Annotated in this window: 21 protein-coding genes; 2 read left to right on the forward strand and 19 right to left on the reverse strand. The window is 54.8% G+C overall.

Annotation, left to right across the window (positions count from 1 at the left end):
• Positions 1-19 precede the first annotated feature (19 nt).
• Positions 20-2296 (forward strand): type IV secretory system conjugative DNA transfer family protein, encoded by a 2277-nt coding sequence (locus tag Q0817_RS05305; protein WP_298585114.1) that lies wholly within the window; start codon positions 20-22, stop codon positions 2294-2296.
• On the opposite strand, the gene Q0817_RS05310 is transcribed toward Q0817_RS05305, so the two are convergent.
• The 17 genes from Q0817_RS05310 to Q0817_RS05390 all read right to left on the reverse strand — a co-directional run bounded on the left by Q0817_RS05310 (position 2293) and on the right by Q0817_RS05390 (position 14381).
• Positions 2293-2649 carry an Lsr2 family protein gene (locus Q0817_RS05310; protein WP_298585115.1) on the reverse strand — a complete coding sequence of 119 codons (357 nt, stop codon included), beginning with the start codon at positions 2647-2649 and terminating at the stop codon, positions 2293-2295. The genes Q0817_RS05305 and Q0817_RS05310 overlap by 4 nt on opposite strands.
• A 304-nt stretch (positions 2650-2953) precedes the next feature.
• Positions 2954-3247, reverse strand: coding sequence for a hypothetical protein (locus Q0817_RS05315; protein WP_298585116.1), 294 nt, complete (start codon positions 3245-3247; stop codon positions 2954-2956).
• A gap of 9 nt (positions 3248-3256) precedes the next feature.
• Positions 3257-4033: a hypothetical protein gene (locus Q0817_RS05320; RefSeq protein WP_298585117.1), complete on the reverse strand. Its 777-nt coding sequence runs from the start codon at positions 4031-4033 to the stop codon at positions 3257-3259.
• Positions 4034-4043: 10 nt separating this feature from the next.
• The gene (locus Q0817_RS05325) at positions 4044-4361 is read right to left on the reverse strand and encodes a hypothetical protein (protein WP_298585118.1); all 318 of its coding nucleotides are present in this window, start codon (positions 4359-4361) and stop codon (positions 4044-4046) included.
• Positions 4362-4901: a hypothetical protein gene (locus Q0817_RS05330; RefSeq protein WP_298585119.1), complete on the reverse strand. Its 540-nt coding sequence runs from the start codon at positions 4899-4901 to the stop codon at positions 4362-4364. It abuts the gene before it with no gap.
• Positions 4902-4933: 32 nt separating this feature from the next.
• Positions 4934-6316 (reverse strand): phage tail protein, encoded by a 1383-nt coding sequence (locus Q0817_RS05335; protein ID WP_298585120.1) that lies wholly within the window; start codon positions 6314-6316, stop codon positions 4934-4936.
• 4 nt (positions 6317-6320) lie between these two features.
• The gene (locus Q0817_RS05340) at positions 6321-6578 is read right to left on the reverse strand and encodes a hypothetical protein (RefSeq protein ID WP_298585121.1); all 258 of its coding nucleotides are present in this window, start codon (positions 6576-6578) and stop codon (positions 6321-6323) included.
• A gap of 62 nt (positions 6579-6640) precedes the next feature.
• Positions 6641-7747, reverse strand: coding sequence for a hypothetical protein (locus Q0817_RS05345; RefSeq protein ID WP_298585122.1), 1107 nt, complete (start codon positions 7745-7747; stop codon positions 6641-6643).
• Between the two features lie 41 nt (positions 7748-7788).
• Positions 7789-8553 carry a phage tail domain-containing protein gene (locus Q0817_RS05350; protein WP_298585123.1) on the reverse strand — a complete coding sequence of 255 codons (765 nt, stop codon included), beginning with the start codon at positions 8551-8553 and terminating at the stop codon, positions 7789-7791.
• Complete coding sequence (locus Q0817_RS05355) at positions 8550-10679, reverse strand: phage tail tape measure protein (protein WP_298585124.1); 2130 nt, start codon at positions 10677-10679, stop codon at positions 8550-8552. The genes Q0817_RS05350 and Q0817_RS05355 overlap by 4 nt, the downstream gene beginning before the upstream one ends.
• 61 nt (positions 10680-10740) lie before the next feature.
• Positions 10741-10902 (reverse strand): hypothetical protein, encoded by a 162-nt coding sequence (locus tag Q0817_RS05360; RefSeq protein ID WP_298585125.1) that lies wholly within the window; start codon positions 10900-10902, stop codon positions 10741-10743.
• 32 nt (positions 10903-10934) lie between these two features.
• Positions 10935-11327: a hypothetical protein gene (locus Q0817_RS05365; RefSeq protein ID WP_298585126.1), complete on the reverse strand. Its 393-nt coding sequence runs from the start codon at positions 11325-11327 to the stop codon at positions 10935-10937.
• A 70-nt stretch (positions 11328-11397) separates the two neighbouring features.
• Positions 11398-12363, reverse strand: a complete 966-nt coding sequence (locus tag Q0817_RS05370; protein ID WP_298585127.1) for a phage tail tube protein — start codon at positions 12361-12363, stop codon at positions 11398-11400.
• The gene (locus tag Q0817_RS05375; protein WP_298585128.1) at positions 12350-12514 is read right to left on the reverse strand and encodes a hypothetical protein; all 165 of its coding nucleotides are present in this window, start codon (positions 12512-12514) and stop codon (positions 12350-12352) included. The genes Q0817_RS05370 and Q0817_RS05375 overlap by 14 nt, the downstream gene beginning before the upstream one ends.
• Before the next feature lie 30 nt (positions 12515-12544).
• Positions 12545-13042 carry a hypothetical protein gene (locus Q0817_RS05380; RefSeq protein WP_298585129.1) on the reverse strand — a complete coding sequence of 166 codons (498 nt, stop codon included), beginning with the start codon at positions 13040-13042 and terminating at the stop codon, positions 12545-12547.
• Positions 13035-13490, reverse strand: coding sequence for a hypothetical protein (locus Q0817_RS05385; protein WP_298585130.1), 456 nt, complete (start codon positions 13488-13490; stop codon positions 13035-13037). Before Q0817_RS05385 ends, Q0817_RS05380 begins: the two co-directional genes overlap by 8 nt.
• Entirely contained in the window at positions 13491-14381 is an 891-nt protein-coding gene (locus tag Q0817_RS05390; RefSeq protein WP_298585131.1) for a phage protein Gp36 family protein, read from the reverse strand.
• A gap of 94 nt (positions 14382-14475) precedes the next feature.
• Here Q0817_RS05390 and Q0817_RS05395 point away from each other — a divergent pair, with 94 nt between their 5' ends.
• Entirely contained in the window at positions 14476-15051 is a 576-nt protein-coding gene (locus Q0817_RS05395) for a hypothetical protein (protein ID WP_298585132.1), read from the forward strand.
• Between the two features lie 29 nt (positions 15052-15080).
• On the opposite strand, the gene Q0817_RS05400 is transcribed toward Q0817_RS05395, so the two are convergent.
• Together Q0817_RS05400 and Q0817_RS05405 are read right to left on the reverse strand one after the other, a co-directional pair.
• Positions 15081-15260, reverse strand: coding sequence for a hypothetical protein (locus Q0817_RS05400; protein ID WP_298585133.1), 180 nt, complete (start codon positions 15258-15260; stop codon positions 15081-15083).
• 9 nt (positions 15261-15269) lie between these two features.
• On the reverse strand, positions 15270-16202 hold the full coding sequence (locus Q0817_RS05405; protein ID WP_298585134.1) for a major capsid protein: 933 nt from the start codon (positions 16200-16202) through the stop codon (positions 15270-15272).
• Positions 16203-16221 lie beyond the last annotated feature (19 nt).

Below are 16221 nucleotides of genomic sequence, written 5' to 3' on the forward strand. Positions count from 1 at the left end.
ATGCCACAGTAAAAATGGCATGACTTGGCTTCTTCTATCTTTGTTTTTCACTGCCGCCCCGACGATTGGGCTTTTTAGTATGAAGCTGTTTCGGCAACGCCAGTACGACGACGATCGCAAGTACTACAAGCTGACGTTCCCAAGCAGCCTGAACGAAGAAGCCATCCAGTCGTGGCTCAACGCCATAAGTGGCGCTTTCAATGTTGGACCCTCACGCGTCTTTGGCACCCCGACCATCACCTTCGAGACTTGGTCGACCTCGAAAGGGATCACCCACCGTCTGATCGTGCCGACTCACCGCGCTAGCTACGTGGCCGATCAGCTACGGACTCACATACCTGGCCTGAGCGTCACGGAAGACATCGAAAGGCCGTCACCGCACTGGACTTACGCCATTGAGATTGGCATGAGTCACCCCGACCGACCTTTACGCATACCCAGCAGCAAGAGCATTGCAGCTGGACTTCTGGCAGCTGTTCAGACGCTCCAGGACAAGGAAGTGGTGCTGACGCAGTGGGTACTGACCTCAGCAGTCGTCGAGCCTCTACCGTCCCGAGACAATCGCGCTAGGTCTTCCGACTTCAGATACCGGGACCTACTAAGCGGCCAACCCGATGCTGGCCATGACGAGCTCGAGAGTCGGCGCCGCAAGCTGGAGCACCCAAACATGCTGGCAGTCGGACGCATTGCAGCCGTGGGAGCCGGTGAGTTCCAGGCCCGCACCTTGATCAAGGGCGTCAAGGATGCCCTGGCAGCTACCAATAGCCCGGCCAATCAGTTCAAGGTCACCCGCACGTTCAGCGACAAGCTAGCTCGCCAGGTGAGCGAGGCCGCGGCACCCATGTTCTACCCAGCGCAGTTCAACCTTCCGGAGCTCACAGCCTTGATCGGCTTCCCTATCGAGCAGCCCTTCATCGCTGGCCTACCTCAAGGCACGACTCGCCACTTGTTCGCCAATGACGACATCGCCAGGACTGGCCGCATCCTTGGGCACAGCAATTACCCCGGCCACGAGCGACCGATTGCTCAGGACTACAAGCTGGCGACAACCCACACCTTTATCGGTGGCGGCACGTCCTCGGGTAAGTCCACACTGATGGCCAATTCCTTCGCTCAGGACGTTGCCAACGGCTTCGGAGGCATCGTGATCGACGCGGCCAACAGTGAGTCAGACGAGACGCTGTTCCACCGGGCTATGCAGCGCATCCCGCCGCACCGCATTGAAGACGTGATAGTCCTCGACGTCTACCGTGACCGGCTCTCCCCTGTCGGTTTCAACATCCTGGACCAGGGCGACCCTCGAGTAGTGGCTGACCAGATAGCCGAGCTGTTCGGGCATCTGTTCGACAACGACAAGGGCATCTGGACTAGGGAGCTGCTGTTACACGGCCTCTACACGCTGGCTGAGTACCCCGGCTCCACCTTCACTGACCTCATGCCGTTGATCCAGCCGACCAATGACGACGACGCGCTATGGGCTGAGCAGACCATAAGGAACGTCAAGGACCGCGAGCTGGTGGAGTTCTGGAAGCGCTGGAACGCCTTTACGGACAAGGAACGGCACACAGCCATCCAGCCGCTTCTCAACCGCATATGGCAGCTCACAAGCCGTCCTGAGACGCGGGACATCATCACTCAGACCACCTCGTCGTTCCAGATGACCGATGTCCTACGGGACAACAAGATCCTGCTCGTCAACCTCAGCGGTCTACCTAAGCAGACCTCGGAGCTGGTTGGGACGCTCATCATCAACGCACTGTGGAACGCGGCGCAGCAGCAGACGCCGGCCAAGCCGAACTTCCTCTACCTCGATGAGTTCCAAGTCATCACGAAGCTACCGATAGGGCTGGACGACATGCTGGCTCGTGCCCGCAAGCACAAGCTCGGAGTGACGCTTGCGACTCAGTACGTGGACAAGCTGCCGTCCGAAATACAAGCGGCCATCGTCAACAACGCCCGGTCGAGGATCATTTTCCAGTCGAGTGCTAAAGAGGCTCGCATCTGGACGCCTGAGTTTGGAGCTCAGTTCGTGGACACCTACGACTTCATCAATATCCGCAAGTATGAGGCGATTGCTCAGCTCGCCACTTCAGCCGGTACGGGAGTGCCAGTGACGCTAAAGGCCCTGGCTCCAATCCCACCAACCGGCACGGCAGATCGGGTCAAGCAAGCCTCACACCATCGGTACGGGCGCAGCCTGCAGGACATCGAGCAGCAAGTAAAGAAGCGACGCCAACCACTACATAAACCGCGTGGTCAGCGTCGCCCCATTGGGATCACAAAGCTCGAAGACTAGCTTTCGTTGCGGTGAGCCGACTTGTAAGCAGCCTCGATCTCAGCGCTAATGCGGCCACGGTCACTGACCTCAAGGTTCTGCGACTTCGCCCACTCGCGCACCTTCTTGATGTGCTCCTTACGGTCATCCGACGTGCTGCTCTTGCTGGAGCGAGTCGCGGTCTGACGCCGGTTGTCTACCTTAGTAGCGACGTTACGGTAGCGCTCCAAAAGGTTGTCGAACTCAGTAGCCTCATCCGACGACAGGTCAATGTGGTAGTCAGCACCGGCAAAGCTAAAATCAATGCCGACCGGGTTCTCCAGAACCTCACCGGACAGATCAGAAGTGACAACAACCTGGGTAGTACGCGCCATGATTGGCTCCTTTCGATTTGGGCTCGTCACCAACATACACGACTCAAGACAAAGCGAAAGCCGCTCCAAGGCTTTCCTGAGCGGCTTTGTGTTTGCGAGTGGATGAATTATCGACTTCACAGCCAGGACGCTTCCTGCGCGGTCCTACGCGGCTTCTAGGCCATCCTGATGCACGGCGTCTAGTGCGATCATGCCGAGTATGCGATGAACCACGGCGTCTGACTCTTTGTACATCTGCTCGACGCGTTGCCGTAGCTCCGCATCTTCCGGGGTGAATGATGGAAGCTCCCGGCCAAGCATGATGTTAGGCCCCGACCTCGTCAATCGCTGGCTTCATGAGCTTTGTGTACGTGATGGCCGCTGCTAGAGCTATAACTAGCCACTGAACGACGAAGGCCGCCCAGTTGTCGAACGATGGTAGGCCAGTGGTCACTACCGTACCGATGAGGCTGAGAGCGATGTTGATGTAAAGCGGGTAGCGGCTAGTCCACTCGACAGGTACATGCTTGAGCAGCTGGGTCACGACTACCACTGCGCCAGACGCGGCAACGGTAGCTGCTGTTACTAGGTCGGCTATGTTGATTTGAGTTAGGTCCATATTCCTCCTTTACTTTACTTCGTACACACCCGGCCTGAGGGTGGTCGGCTGCACTTGCGCCGCCAGCGCCTTAGCCGGCTCCTTATAAGCCTGACGCAATGCGCGCGGCAAAAAGGTCGTCGGATCAAGCTGGCCCTTAGCTGCTAACTCTTGTTTCCTCTTGTAGTGTGTCGACGTGATTAGCACCTTCTCCGTCTCGGCGAAGGTTCGCTTGCCGACGTTAGTCTTGATGGCGTTGGCGTTTGGCTTCTCACCGAAGAGAGCCAAGTACAGGTAGTTAAGTTGCTGTAGTGTGATCATCTTTTCCTCCTTCTCAAACTTTATGACTCGCGTTGGGCCGATGTACTCCGACCAGCCCAAGTACCTGATGTCGGCAGCCCAGCCGTCAATAAGCTGCTGAGTTAGCTTGTCCAAGCTGCTGAAAGTGATCTGGTCTGCCACTGGCTTTGAGTCGTTCGGGGACGTGTAGGCGACACCACTACCGTCAGCATTGAACTTGGCGATTAGCACATGACCGAACTGGCCCCAGCCCGAGTAATGCAGTGGAAGCCACACACCTTTCGGCACATTCTTGTCTGCGTGTCGACCTAGAGTAATTGGATTAGGGTAACGCACACCCAAGTAAGTACCGCCCTGCCACGATATAAGTGCAGTGGGGCCAGACCAGTCCGCACCATAGGCCGTTTGCACGTAGGCCAGGCACATACCCACCCAGTCATCGAGGGCCTCACCCTCCTGGTAGATCACAGGGTCAAAATTGGGCGTCTTTACTTGCTTCCAACTCATACCACCCCTGTCATTTCCTTATCACTTTCTCGACGTTCAACTGCTTCACGTTCAACGTACTAATGGCGTTGTAGTTGCGATCCTGCTTCTCGTCGATCTGCACGAACATCCGGACCAAATCGGCTTTGAACTCCTCATGCTCACGTCGACGCTCCTCCTCATTGTCCTGTTGCGACTTAAGAAGCGCAGCTAGGCCGTCAAGGGAAGAGGATAGTCTGGTGAGCACGTTCTCGTTCTGCGTAAAGAGTTTTTTCAGCAACCAAATGAGCGCACCACAGAGAGTGGCAACGATCGCGAGAGCTGTAATTGCTACTTCTGCACCGTCCATTTAACCGTAAGCCTCATATGCGACTTGGAAAGTTCCGTTGGCGCTTACGACGTCTATAGTAAATCCGTCCGAATCACAGCTCACCGCATTTGCTCGCATACTGAAAGTCGTAGATCCGGCATTGATCCAACCCATACATGCTGTTGAAGTTCCTTGTTGTGAGTATCCGCTTGCACCTACAGCTGTGGTTTCCACATGTTGACTCCCGGCCGCGTCCATAGCGCCCGACATCGCACGAGCACCAGATGTTGAACCCGCAGACTCCAAATAGAATTTGACGAGTTTAGGCTTGAAACCGAGACCAGTAATGGATTTGTTGCCGGTACTTGAAAAGGTCGAAGCAGGAATAGTACCTATTTTAAAACCGCCGTCACGCTCCGCAGGGCCCACCGACGCTGCTGGCAAGTTGTTCGCCACAGCCTGTGCCAATCCGGCAGCCGATACACGTTTAGTCACATTACCCGAAGTATCGACAATCGGGATCAAGTCGTTGCCATCTGATATTGGTAGTTCTGGTAGATCGCTAATTCGTTTTGCCATGTATTTGTTCCTTTACTTTTCAATTTAACACATTAGCTTGGTTGATCCGGTAATTTTTCATACTGATCGTTTTGCAAGCTTTCCTCGATGTCCGCGACTATCTCGGCTTGTTCCGGTAAGAGTTCTCCCAGCTCGAGAGTCAGGCTGGTGGGCGTATAGGTGAGGCTGACGATCTGCATCAGTAGCCCGTCGATGAAGTTCCCGAAGTTGCCGAAGGTCACCGTTTGGCCGAGCTTGATCGACTCCAGGTCGTACTTGGCCGAGCTGATCGTGAGCGTGGTCGTCCAGATCGGCTGGCTGTAGCGCGACATCTCCTTATTGGCGTACCGCTGCATGGAGTCAGGCAGCGAGAAGCGCCGGTCAGTGATGCGGTGGAGTCCCATTCCCCACGAGGCCTGACTTGCCGAGTCCTCGTACTTCTTGAGGATGTTGACGCCGCTGACCTCAGCGCCGACGAAGTAGACGCGGTTTCTCAGGTTCTCGATCGAGCGCTTCAGTTCCAGGCTCTTGATGTGATGGCCTTTCAGGAACTTGTGGTGCGGCTGAGTGGCCGGCGGTTGCAGGTAGACATAGTTGTCAGCCACGTTGCCGTACCAGTACCAACCAGGTGGCGTCTGTGAGTGCAGGCTTTCAATGGCTTCAAGCTTGGTGTTCAGCACGAACTTCGCGGTGACCTGATCTGTGTTGGCCGAGCTGATCGAGGCGGCTGAATAGGTCATAGGCCCCGGGTTGGTATCCAGGACGCTTCTAGCGATGTCGTGGACGTACTGGTTGGAGTACGTGACTCGGATGGTCTCGCCGCTACGCACGAGCTCGTGCGACAGCTTGTGGCCGTTGCTTGCCAGGGTCACCGTCACGCCAGTTGCATCGCCGTACTTGGACTCATAGTCGAGGATGAAGCCACTGAAAATCCGCACGCCGTTTGGCGCGCCGTAGGCCACCAGCAGCTCCTCGCCGTCCTGAGTGGTGATCGGCTCACCATCCTGGGTGACGAGGGTGTCGAAGCCTCCGTAGATCACGTAGACGTCGACGCTGTAGTTGATGTCCACGTCGGTCCCCTCACCGACGCTGTTGTTGGTCTGGTAGCTGACCATGAGGTTGTGGCCGTCTTCACTCGTGATCGGCTCACTGTCTTGGGTGGTCATGACATCGCGCTTCTCCTTAGTGGTGTTCGGAGAGCGAGACAGTTGCACCGTCATGGTGGTGCCGGGAGTGTTGAGCCGCTGCGTGAACTGCGGGTCGTCCTTGACGTCGGTCCAGGTGCCGACGAACTCGCCGTTGGGCTTGTAGACCTTGTAGAGGTACTTCTTGGCGTCCTGACTACCGACGGATGACCAGTGCGGGGGTAGCAATGACGAATAGGCCGATCCTGTGCCGGCTAGAACGCCTGAACCTAGTGGTTGCTGCCCGCTCACCTAGCTATCCAACCGCCACGTTTACCGCGTCTGTGTACGCCTTTTTCAAAGCGGGAGCTAGTGCCGGTAGCCCTTGGGCGGACTTGATCAAGTTGTATAGCTGCTGTGCGGTGTACGGCTCATTTTGTGGGTTGCCGAGCAAGACTTCGTTGATGACTTGATTGGTCTCGCCAGTGCTTGCCGAGCCTGTCATGTAGATAGAAGCGCGAGCGGGGTAGTACCGGCCGTCCACGACGACGTTGTAGTCGATCTGAGTGCCCATGGATGAGACTGTGTCGTAAGTGATTTGTTTGGTTAGTGGCATGATTTAGTTCCTTTCGTTTATTAAACAGCTACGCCCGGCAATGAAGTGGGCCAAGAATCGTCTGATGTGAATGAGAAGTCTCCTTGTACACTATCGCCAGTCGTCCAGTTACCCGAAGTCAATCCAGCATACACACTTAGTCCAAAGTCTGATGGTGCGGTCATGTTCAATACAAAAGCAGGGAATGTATTGACTCGAACCGTTCCTACTGAACCGCCACCAAATCCCCAAGATGCAGTACGCCTAAAGCCTGTAGGAAAATTGCCATCCAAAAATGATTTTGCGGTAGTTCTAGCTCCAGATGGAGTAGCTCCTACTGCTAGTGAATGTATTCGGGTATATACGACTTGCTCTATGCGTCGAACTTCTATATTTCCACCAGACCAGAATGTCCCAAGAGTAAGTCTCCTCCACCCAGTATCCCCCTCCAACACCTGCCACCCCGTATTACCAGTCCCCACCTTCTTTATCCAAGAGCTTGCTCCGTTGGTTACAGCCTTATCTATATAGATAGAACCTACAGGAGCTGATACTACTCCGTTAGGGAAGCCTGTGCCTTGCAATATCCTAGAGTCAACGTAGTTTTTCGTCGCTATATGAAACTGGGAAGTTGGCTCGCCCATGTTCGCTTGCCCATCAGCATTTCTCTGCACCAACGAGTTTGCAACTGATCCCGGCGCATAAGCTACTGAAGTCTGGTTTCCGCCAGAAGTGGTAGCCGGTATGTGAGACGGTGTAGCGATAACGTTTATTTTGCCAGCAAGTGCCGTATCAACAGCATCCACGGCATCCTTTGTTGACTGAATGGCGCTCTCAATGTCAGTGAGAGTCTTAGCTGTAGTAGTGCCCAAAATAATCCAGCCCTGCTTTACGTCCCTGGCCTCAGTCCCCTCCTGGGTCCGGACCACGAACACCTCATCACCTTGAATGTCGTCTATGTACCCGATTTCAGCGTTGTTGCGTTCCGGTGCTTGACCGCTCGGGACCATGGTCACTGGCATGTTGACGCTGAACAACGCACCCTCGCCCGGCTGCAGCGTGAAACTAGTGACCGGCGTGTATGTGGCCGGCGCTGTCAGTATGTGGCCGACTGCTAAGTTCTTATGATTATCGAATTGGAAGCTCATTTTGTTTTCTCCGTTTGGTTATATGCACTCATCATCTCCTCCTATAGCCACCTTCTTACATAGCCAGCGGTCAGCAGAGCATTCCGAGTCGTGAAGTCATCGTTGTACCCCAGTCGACCTATGCCAGCCTCGAACTCCGGCAACTGCCCGGTGAAGTCGGTCGCGATGTTATTGACAAACACCGTCCCCTCAATGGTGCTAATTTCCAGTAAGTCACCTGCGACCCAGTCGCGGGTTACCTGTATCTGTCGGAGGCTGATGCCGTTTGAAATCGTGACTGTCTTGCCCACTCCCCCGGTCACATCGTTGATCAGAACGCTAATGACCGGCTCAGCCTTATAGCTGCCGCCTACGTCAATTGGGATCGTCGCTGATGAGTTCGTGATCAACTCACCGGCAACCAGCGTCGTGCTGCTCAGGTCCCAGCCCATGCCGTCCGGCGACAAGAACTCAATCGAGAACCCGAACGACGTCAGTCCGATGCGGCTGAGGATGACGTTCTGAGCTGAGGCCAGGTAGCGTCTCACTCCCCCGGCATAGTCGATGTCTAGCGCCTGGTTCTTGGCTCCCATGGCCCTCATGAACTCATCACGAGCCTGCTCGACCTCAGCGATGGTGGACTTGCGGAACCAGCCCTCCACGGTGAAGGTCTTACTGTCGTACTGCTGCTTGACGATCAGGGCGCCGTCACGCTCAGCCAGTGGGTCCGCTTGGATCCTGTTGGTCGGGGCCGAGTAGATGTCAGTATCGGTCACCCGAAAGCCGTTAGCCTGTAAATCAAATGCGCCGTATTTCAGTCCTATCATGATGCCATTCCTATGCGAGCTAGTCGCTGTGTCTTATCTATGCGCTTAAAGAACTCCTCAACGCTTTCAGCAGTCTGGAAGGTAAAGTTGCCGCTCAAGTTGTTTGTAACGCCTCCTGCGCCCTCTCCTGCAAGCTCAGAGCGTGTTCTGTATGCCTGAGTGACTTGTGAGCCGCGTGGAAGGTTGACTATTTCCGGACCATGTTCACCAACTAATGTGCGGCCACCTGGAGAGTAGATCGTTCCAATAGCGTTCTTGTTCTTTGGCGCTGCAACTGGCGAGTTTGAACTGCCTTCAGTGCTGTGCTTGCCTACAACGTTGAAGCTAAAGGTGCGACCGTTTAGTCCACCGAGCGTTCGATTCAACCCTGCGGCTTCGTCATTTTGCTGTCGGATCTGATCTGCCGTGAGTGCAAACGCGCCTTGTTTGCGCTTTTCCGCAGCGGCTACGGCGCTTTCCTGGTTGGCTAATTCTTGCTGAGCACCCTTGTTCTTGTTGACGGCATCCCGAGCTCGATCATTAGCACCAGCTAGGTCATGTTCGGCTTGACTTAGTTGAGCAGCGGCTTCACGAGCCTCCAAAGAGCCTGCCCCATAGTCACGAACGGCTTGAGCGTGAGTACGAGTTGCACGTTCAACGCGTAGGTTTGCCTGTTCAAGACCAAGCTCCGCTCCCCGTAAGTCGTCGGCGGCTGCCTTAGCGTTACGTTTTGCGTTTGCTAGATCGTTCGTCGCGTTCTTGTTGCCGTTGGCCGCGTTAGTTGATGACCAGAAAGCAGCTACAAGGGCGACAACGGCACCTGTGACCAGAGCTATCGGGTTAGCTTTCATTACTAGGTTCAGCGCGCCTTGTGCCACTGATAGGGCCCAGGTGGCAACTGTCGCGGCGTTCTGGACGATGGTGAAAGCGGTGATGCCGGCCGTCAGCCCTACGACTACAGGCAGAAGTGTGTTGAACGTGGCTACTGCGCCAGGGATGCCAGCGTTTATTGCCTGGACGAACCTCGACGCTTCGTTGGTCAGTTGAGTCACGTAAGGCAGAGCCATTGAGCCGATAGTCAGGCCGAGCTCGGACATGGAGTTCCGTAGTCCTTCGCTAGCTCTTTGGAATCCACCCATCTGAGCTGCTGCTGCCTGTTGAGCTGCACCACTCTTGCCGACTGCGTTAGACATGCTGTCGTAGGAAGTACCGGCGTTATCAGCCAGGACCGCGGCGGCACGGAATGCGTCCGTTCCAAAGATGGTGGCCAGCGTGTTCTGCTTTTGTTCTTCGGTTAGACCCTTGGTGCTGTTCTTGAGGCGACGAGACATCTCTTCCAGCCCAACGAACTTGCCGGATGCGTCGTAGGCGTTGAAGCCGATCTCTTCCATCGCCGTTGCCGCGTCCTTGGACGGCTTGGCTAGGGCGATGAGCATCGTTTTGAGTGATGTACCAGCGTCTGATCCCCTTATGCCGTTGTTGGCGAACAGGGAGAGCGCCGTGACAGTCTCATTGAGGTTGAGGCCGAACTGTTTGGCGACAGTCGCTGACTGCTGCATACCGTCTGCTAGGTCGCCGAGCTCAGCCTGTGAGGCGTTGGCACCAGCCGCCAGCATGTCGGCTACCTGGATGGCTTCACTACCTTCTAGGCCGAAGGCGTTGAGCGCTGAGGCGGCTATGACAGCGGCATCAGCGAACTCGATGTTGCCAGCCTTAGCCAGCGACATCACTGACTTGGCTGCGTCCATAGTGTCCTCGACGGACAAGCCAGCCTTGGAGAGCTCGACCATCGTCTTTGCGGCGTCGGCTGCCGAGACGCCGGCCAAGTCGTTCGATGCACCGAGTTCACGCGCCAGCTCGGACATGGCAGACATTTCTTCACCAGTTGCCTGTGAGGCCTGCTTGAGCTGGGACAGGCTTGACTCGTAGTTACCAGCGCTCTTGACGGACGCGGCTAGACCAGCGGCAGCTGCAGTACCGGCAGCTAGTAGCCCGACGCCAAGGGTTCGTGCGAACTGCTTGAAGTCTTTGTCAGCCTTGGCGGCCTTATCCCCACTCCGCTCGGTGGCGTTGGCTACCGCATTGACAGCACTAACGGCGTCCTGGTGGCCGAGAGCTTTTATGAGGATGGATATGTTATTCGCCATGCAGTTGTTTGTGGGCTATTTGCCTTTCTGTTCTTAACTTACCATGGCCAATACGCCATGACTATGACTTAACGTTTCTTTTGGCCGCGACGGCTTCCTTCTCCTTTTCTAAACTCCACATCATGCGGGCAAAGTTGACAGCTTCCAGTGGTTCGTTCTGAAACTCTTGGTAGCTCATATGGAAGTACTCACGGTAACGATAGGCCATAATCTCATCGACCATGGCGTCGGTAACGCCTTGAGTTAGATCCCTTACTATGAAGTCGCGGTATCGTTCTCTTGTGTCGTAGGCTCGTCGCTCGAAGTCTGATCCTTCGCCATATCTTTTGGGTCGTCGTACTGCGCCCCCGTAATTTCAACGAAGAGCCGGCGGATAACTGACGCAGGGAAACTATCGAAGTCGTCGGGAGTGTAGTCAACCAGTTCAATCTTGTTATTGTCACCGAGCACTTTGATCTTTCCGCCGATGATGTGCTCTTTAGTTACAGCAGCGATAGCCTTCATAGCCTCGGCATCGTCGTCAGGAGTCGCCATCTCCTTAGCTTCGGCGTAAGTGACATGACGCCACTCGACGTAGCAATCCGCGTCCCATCCCGGGATCATTTCTAATGTGGTTCGTCTAATTATCGCCAATCGTCGTGCGGTCATGTGTTTGTTCTCCAGATTAAATATCACCCTCATATAATCACGAGGGTGATATTTAGTAAAGGGTTAGACCTTAGGCCGCTGCGTAGCTTGCTCGTTTGTTCTTCAGAACTGGGACGATTGAGGAGTTGGTCGCTACGTCAAACTCACAGAAGTAGCTGATGGTCGCTGTCACGATGTCATCACGGTCGCGTGAGCTTTCTAGTTCGCGGAAGCGGACCTTGCTTGCTGTGAAGACCAGGCTCTCATCACCGTTGACCATAGCTATCTCCATGGCGTGTCGAGCGTTGGCTAAGTAAGCCTCCTCGTACTCGGTGCTGGTAGCTCGGACGACGAACTCGCCCTTGGCCTCAAAGGTGCCTAGATCGAACTCGGGCTTGTCATCGGTTCCTAGTGGATCGAAGGCAGTAGCTTCGCGCTCACCGTTGAGCTTGAGGCTGCGGGCCTTGATTACGGGTGCGCCAGTCAGGCCAGCTAGGTCGGCTGATGTCTTGATGGTGATGTGCTTAGAAGTGAACTCAGCCTCTTCTACGAACGCTGGTGTTGCAGTAGTGCTCTCCCCTACTCGTGCCTTGATTGCACTGGAGACAGTCACGTAGCCGCCGGCCTCTGCTTCTAGCTCGAAGCTTTCAACGGTCCCGTAGGTGAAGCGCTCAGTCTTTAGTGGCGTCACTCGGGTAACAGATAGAGCGGTTGGCTCACTGGACTGCTTCATGCTGTAGGTGTGGGTCACGATGCCGTCAACATCTGGTGCGCTTGAAACGACTTCACCCCACATGCCGAGCATCAGGAAGCCGACTGTCTCGACGGTTACTTTGCCGCCAAGAGTTCCTTCAACCCACTTGTTAGTCACTTCGCTATCGTTGACGCGCTCAACGACGCCCATAGCGCTCTCGTTCTCAACCACGTTAGTCATTGGCTGTAAGCTCTGGTCCAACCAGCGCATCCAACCTTGAGCTGCTACGCCCGCGCCTGGAGTCGCTTCAACACCGAAACCGATGGCTTCTCTTCGTCCGATATATGGTTTAATTGGTGGCATCACCTACCTCTTTCTTATTCTTTACTTTGTCTTCTAGGTCAGCTAAATCTGACGCTTCTACTGTTCCGACGCCCGGCACAAAGTAGGGACGAGTAACAGGAGCTTCAGTCTTATCTGCTTTTTCTTGATTGGCTGTTGACTTCTTGTTCATAATCTCAATCTAGCACCACACGGGCGCTAATTAAACAGCAAAGTCGTCGACGTCCACTGTGTAAGTGATAGTAAAGGTAACGTGACCCTCTGAAGTAAGCAGGTTATTCATACGCGGGACGATGCCATACTCGACACTTACTCGTGGAGCAACAGCTACTATTCCCTCGGTGCCAAATCGGCGTAGCACGCCCTTGACGGTCTTCTCCCCATACTCACCAGTCTCGGGATCACGCCGACCGACATACTCCCTGATCTTGCGTTCGGTCATGTTGAGCGGGTCAGCCTTGTCGTTGTCGAAGTCGTCCTTCTTATTCAGGACCACCTTGATAACGATCTCTTCCGTCACATCGTCTTGTGCGTAAGCGCCCTCTACGGTGTCATCACGAGTCTGCGTGACGATGATGGCTGGAAGGTTGAAGAGTGGGATGTCCTCAGGATCGCCGTCGTAGTACTCCTTGAAGTCAGTATCGAAGGCATCCTTCATCAGCTTGATGACGCGCTGCACGTTGTCTTCGTACTTAGACACCACTGACCTCCATATGGCGACTGATGTCGGAACGGATCAGCTCAACCACCTGGCGCTCACGAGTGTCGTCTACCTTCATCACCACGCGTGCCGGCATCCGGCTAGTCCCCTCCTGGATCCAAGGGAAGTGTGGGGCAGTGTTGTTGACTCGGGCCGTCAGCCGAGTATTGGTCGACTTGAAGCTGCCCATCAGTTCGCCGCTCTTGACCAGTGGTGGTCGGCCTGGCCAACGGCGTGCCTTGTAGGCGGCGTAGGAGCTGCTGAGCGGCGCCCACGGCTCTCCGAAGACCTGACCTCGTGAGGCGAACACCTCACCGCTGAAGAAGTCGGTCAGGTAGTCTCCGGCCTCTTCCATACCTTGAGACAGGTCGAGTAGGGCCACGCCAAATTTGCGCAGCTTCTGCGCCAGCTCGGTGCCCCCTCGGACTTCGATGGAGACTACGGCCATCTAGAACTGATCCCCTATACGGAAGAAGCGCGGAGCTGACTCATCTGGCCAGCTGCTCACTGTGTCGCCAGTACCAAGCGATGTGCCGTTGTCGTCCATCAGGACCGACTCACGGTTCTTGTAGCTGTCGATGGCTGCTCGAGCGTCCTTCAAGCGGTTCCGGTAAGCGGTTGTCTCCCCGTAGGCCTGGACCAATAGCAGTGCCGCGGCCAGCTTGATCGTCAGGGTGCGGATGATGGCCGGTGCTGGATTGAACGGCGTCGTATATGCGCCAGAAAGCGAGCTGTTGATCTCCGCCTCAGCTGCTCGGCGCTGCAGGTCCACTGTCGTGTCGGGCAGGTTCAACGCGTTCTGGAAGCCGGCCTCTTCACGGATCTCGCGCAGGCTGGCGTAGTGACGGTATGAGCTGCCCCGGACTGGAGTGGATGGCGCACTCTCGTAGGTGTCGCCCTTGACGTAGGTGTAGCGGTACCAGAAGGCCTCTCCACCATCAGGGTCGCGATAGTAGGTGCTGATCTGATCGGCGTCGATCTCACGCTCGGCGATCTGCGTCCAAGCGGCATCGTCAGTTGGCGGCTTGTTCAGCAGATCACTGGCTCGGTAGATGCGGATGGTGTCAGCCAGTACGGCTGTGACAGCGTCGTGGGCGCTGTGAGCGCGTTCTAGTGGCAAGGCCAGGTCAACAGTCGTCTCGTCTACCACGGCGGCAACAGCGGCCTTCTCAACGCTTTCGCGGCGCAGCGTGCCGATGTAGAGCGGGTCACCTACGGCCAAGCCCTCAGTGCTGACGACACGTATAGTGCTGACGCCAGCGAGCACATCCACTGAAAGAGTGGTGCGTTCCTTTACGATGAACTCTTGGAATGATTCGAGCTGTACTGTGTATGCCATATGTTATCAATTAAACACATTACGGGCGATTTTAGTAGATGGTGCGAACGTGAGAACCCTAAGGTCATTCATAATAAATAGGAACGAGTGAAACTTGTCGCAATTTCTCAAGAGTGTCCTCGAGGCCGCGCAGAGCGAGCTGGGACTCATCATTGTCGGCATCCTGGCAAGCCTTGTTGGTTTTTTTGGCGGGCGCTATATTGAAAAAAGAGACGCACGCAAGGAAAAGCTTCTGGATGACATCATGTCGGAAAGACAAAGACACCTTGACCTTCTTGAAGACTTTGGGAGCAAAGCTCGAGATGCATTCGGGCATCTCGAGCTATATTACATTCATCGAGAAGAGGCCATAAAAGGCGACGTTGAGGGCAAGTCCGATGACTATATCAACCTCCGCGCTTCCCTTGCGGACAAGGAACGCGAACAAGCCAGCGTCGCAGTGGATGAACTACGTCCAATGCTTGATAGAATCAAGGTGAAAACCAAGAACATGTCCCAAGAAGCCTTCGCTCTGTATGGTGAATTAATGGACAACCGTAAGACGGCATATGCTTCAGCAATGGTTTTCAATATGGCCGAAATAAAAGAAAATTCCATGAGGCCATTTGAGACCGCCCTGACCACGTACAAGTCCAGGCCAATCGAGAAAGAAAAGGCGCTCACATCGTGAACGCCTCTCCACTGTCACAGTAGCCGCAGCTACTTGCTAGACTTTTTTGTCTTTGTCTCTGTTTTCGCTTCCGCCTTCGGTGCTTTCACCTCTTCGGCGTAGCCAGCTTCCACTAGTTCTTTGCCTAGCTCAGCTTGCACTTCGACCACATCACCCTTTGGGCGATTGCTCTGGTCGATGAACAAGTTACGGTTTACTTTGACCTTCATGGCCTAGCCCTACAGCACGTCAGCGATCAGGTAGTAAACATCGGTTGAGAAGATCACCTGATCGTTGTAGTCGTTGTTTCGGACATAGGTACCCTTAGGGTCCTTCTCTTCCCACTTGTCGACGTACTGAGCGCCTTCAAGAGCTAGCGTGTAGCCACCGTTCACCTGCATCAAGCCTGGAGTAGTCGTGATGAATGTGAAGATCACGTTGTCACCCCACATGTCTACGAACTCAGGTTCTGCATCTGGGTTCTCAGTGTCTTCCAAAGTTCCCTGAGCCTTACCGATTCGGATGCTTGAGATGCCGAACGGTGCAAGCACTCGTAGGACTTCCGCTTCACCGATGATGCCGGCCTGAACATACTTGAAGCGTTCGATCACAGCTGGGTGGCTGACAAGAGCAATCCAAGCGTCGTAACCGATAATCATCGTGTTAGGTAGCTTGAAGGCTTTCTTGCGGAAAGCCTTGAGAGCTGTAGTCATCGTCGCAATAGGGTCAACCTCTGCGTCTGTGAATTTGCTGCCGCTTGTAAGCGTTGTGTTGTTAGTGATGATGCTGGTGTCAGTAAGAATCCGAGCGGCCTTGTACTCTTCAGAGAGTGCCATCTGGCTCTTGATTACTTCTAGTGTCTGGCTTTCGATGTCGAAAGCAGAGTCAACTAGCTTGTACTGATCCTTAGCGATGAAGGCTTTTAGTGCCTTCTCAGTTAGCGGTCCCCAAGTGCCCTTTGTAGGGTTGACTGAGATCTCACGAGTGAGGGCTTTACCTGTACGGGTAAGGTCTTCACGGATGATCAGAGACTCTTTACCCCATGCTGGGAAGGTGCCTGATGCCGCGTTGACTGGGATGCGTGGGAAGACTAGAGGCGCGATTAGATCGCCGTCTGGGTTCTTCCACAGTTGGCTCATGTTAGTGAGCGCTTGATCTTTCTGGTAGTCCATATTCAGTTTTTCGTCCTGC

The organism is uncultured Kocuria sp. (assembly GCF_947500125.1).
In the GTDB taxonomy this organism is placed as follows: domain Bacteria; phylum Actinomycetota; class Actinomycetes; order Actinomycetales; family Micrococcaceae; genus Kocuria.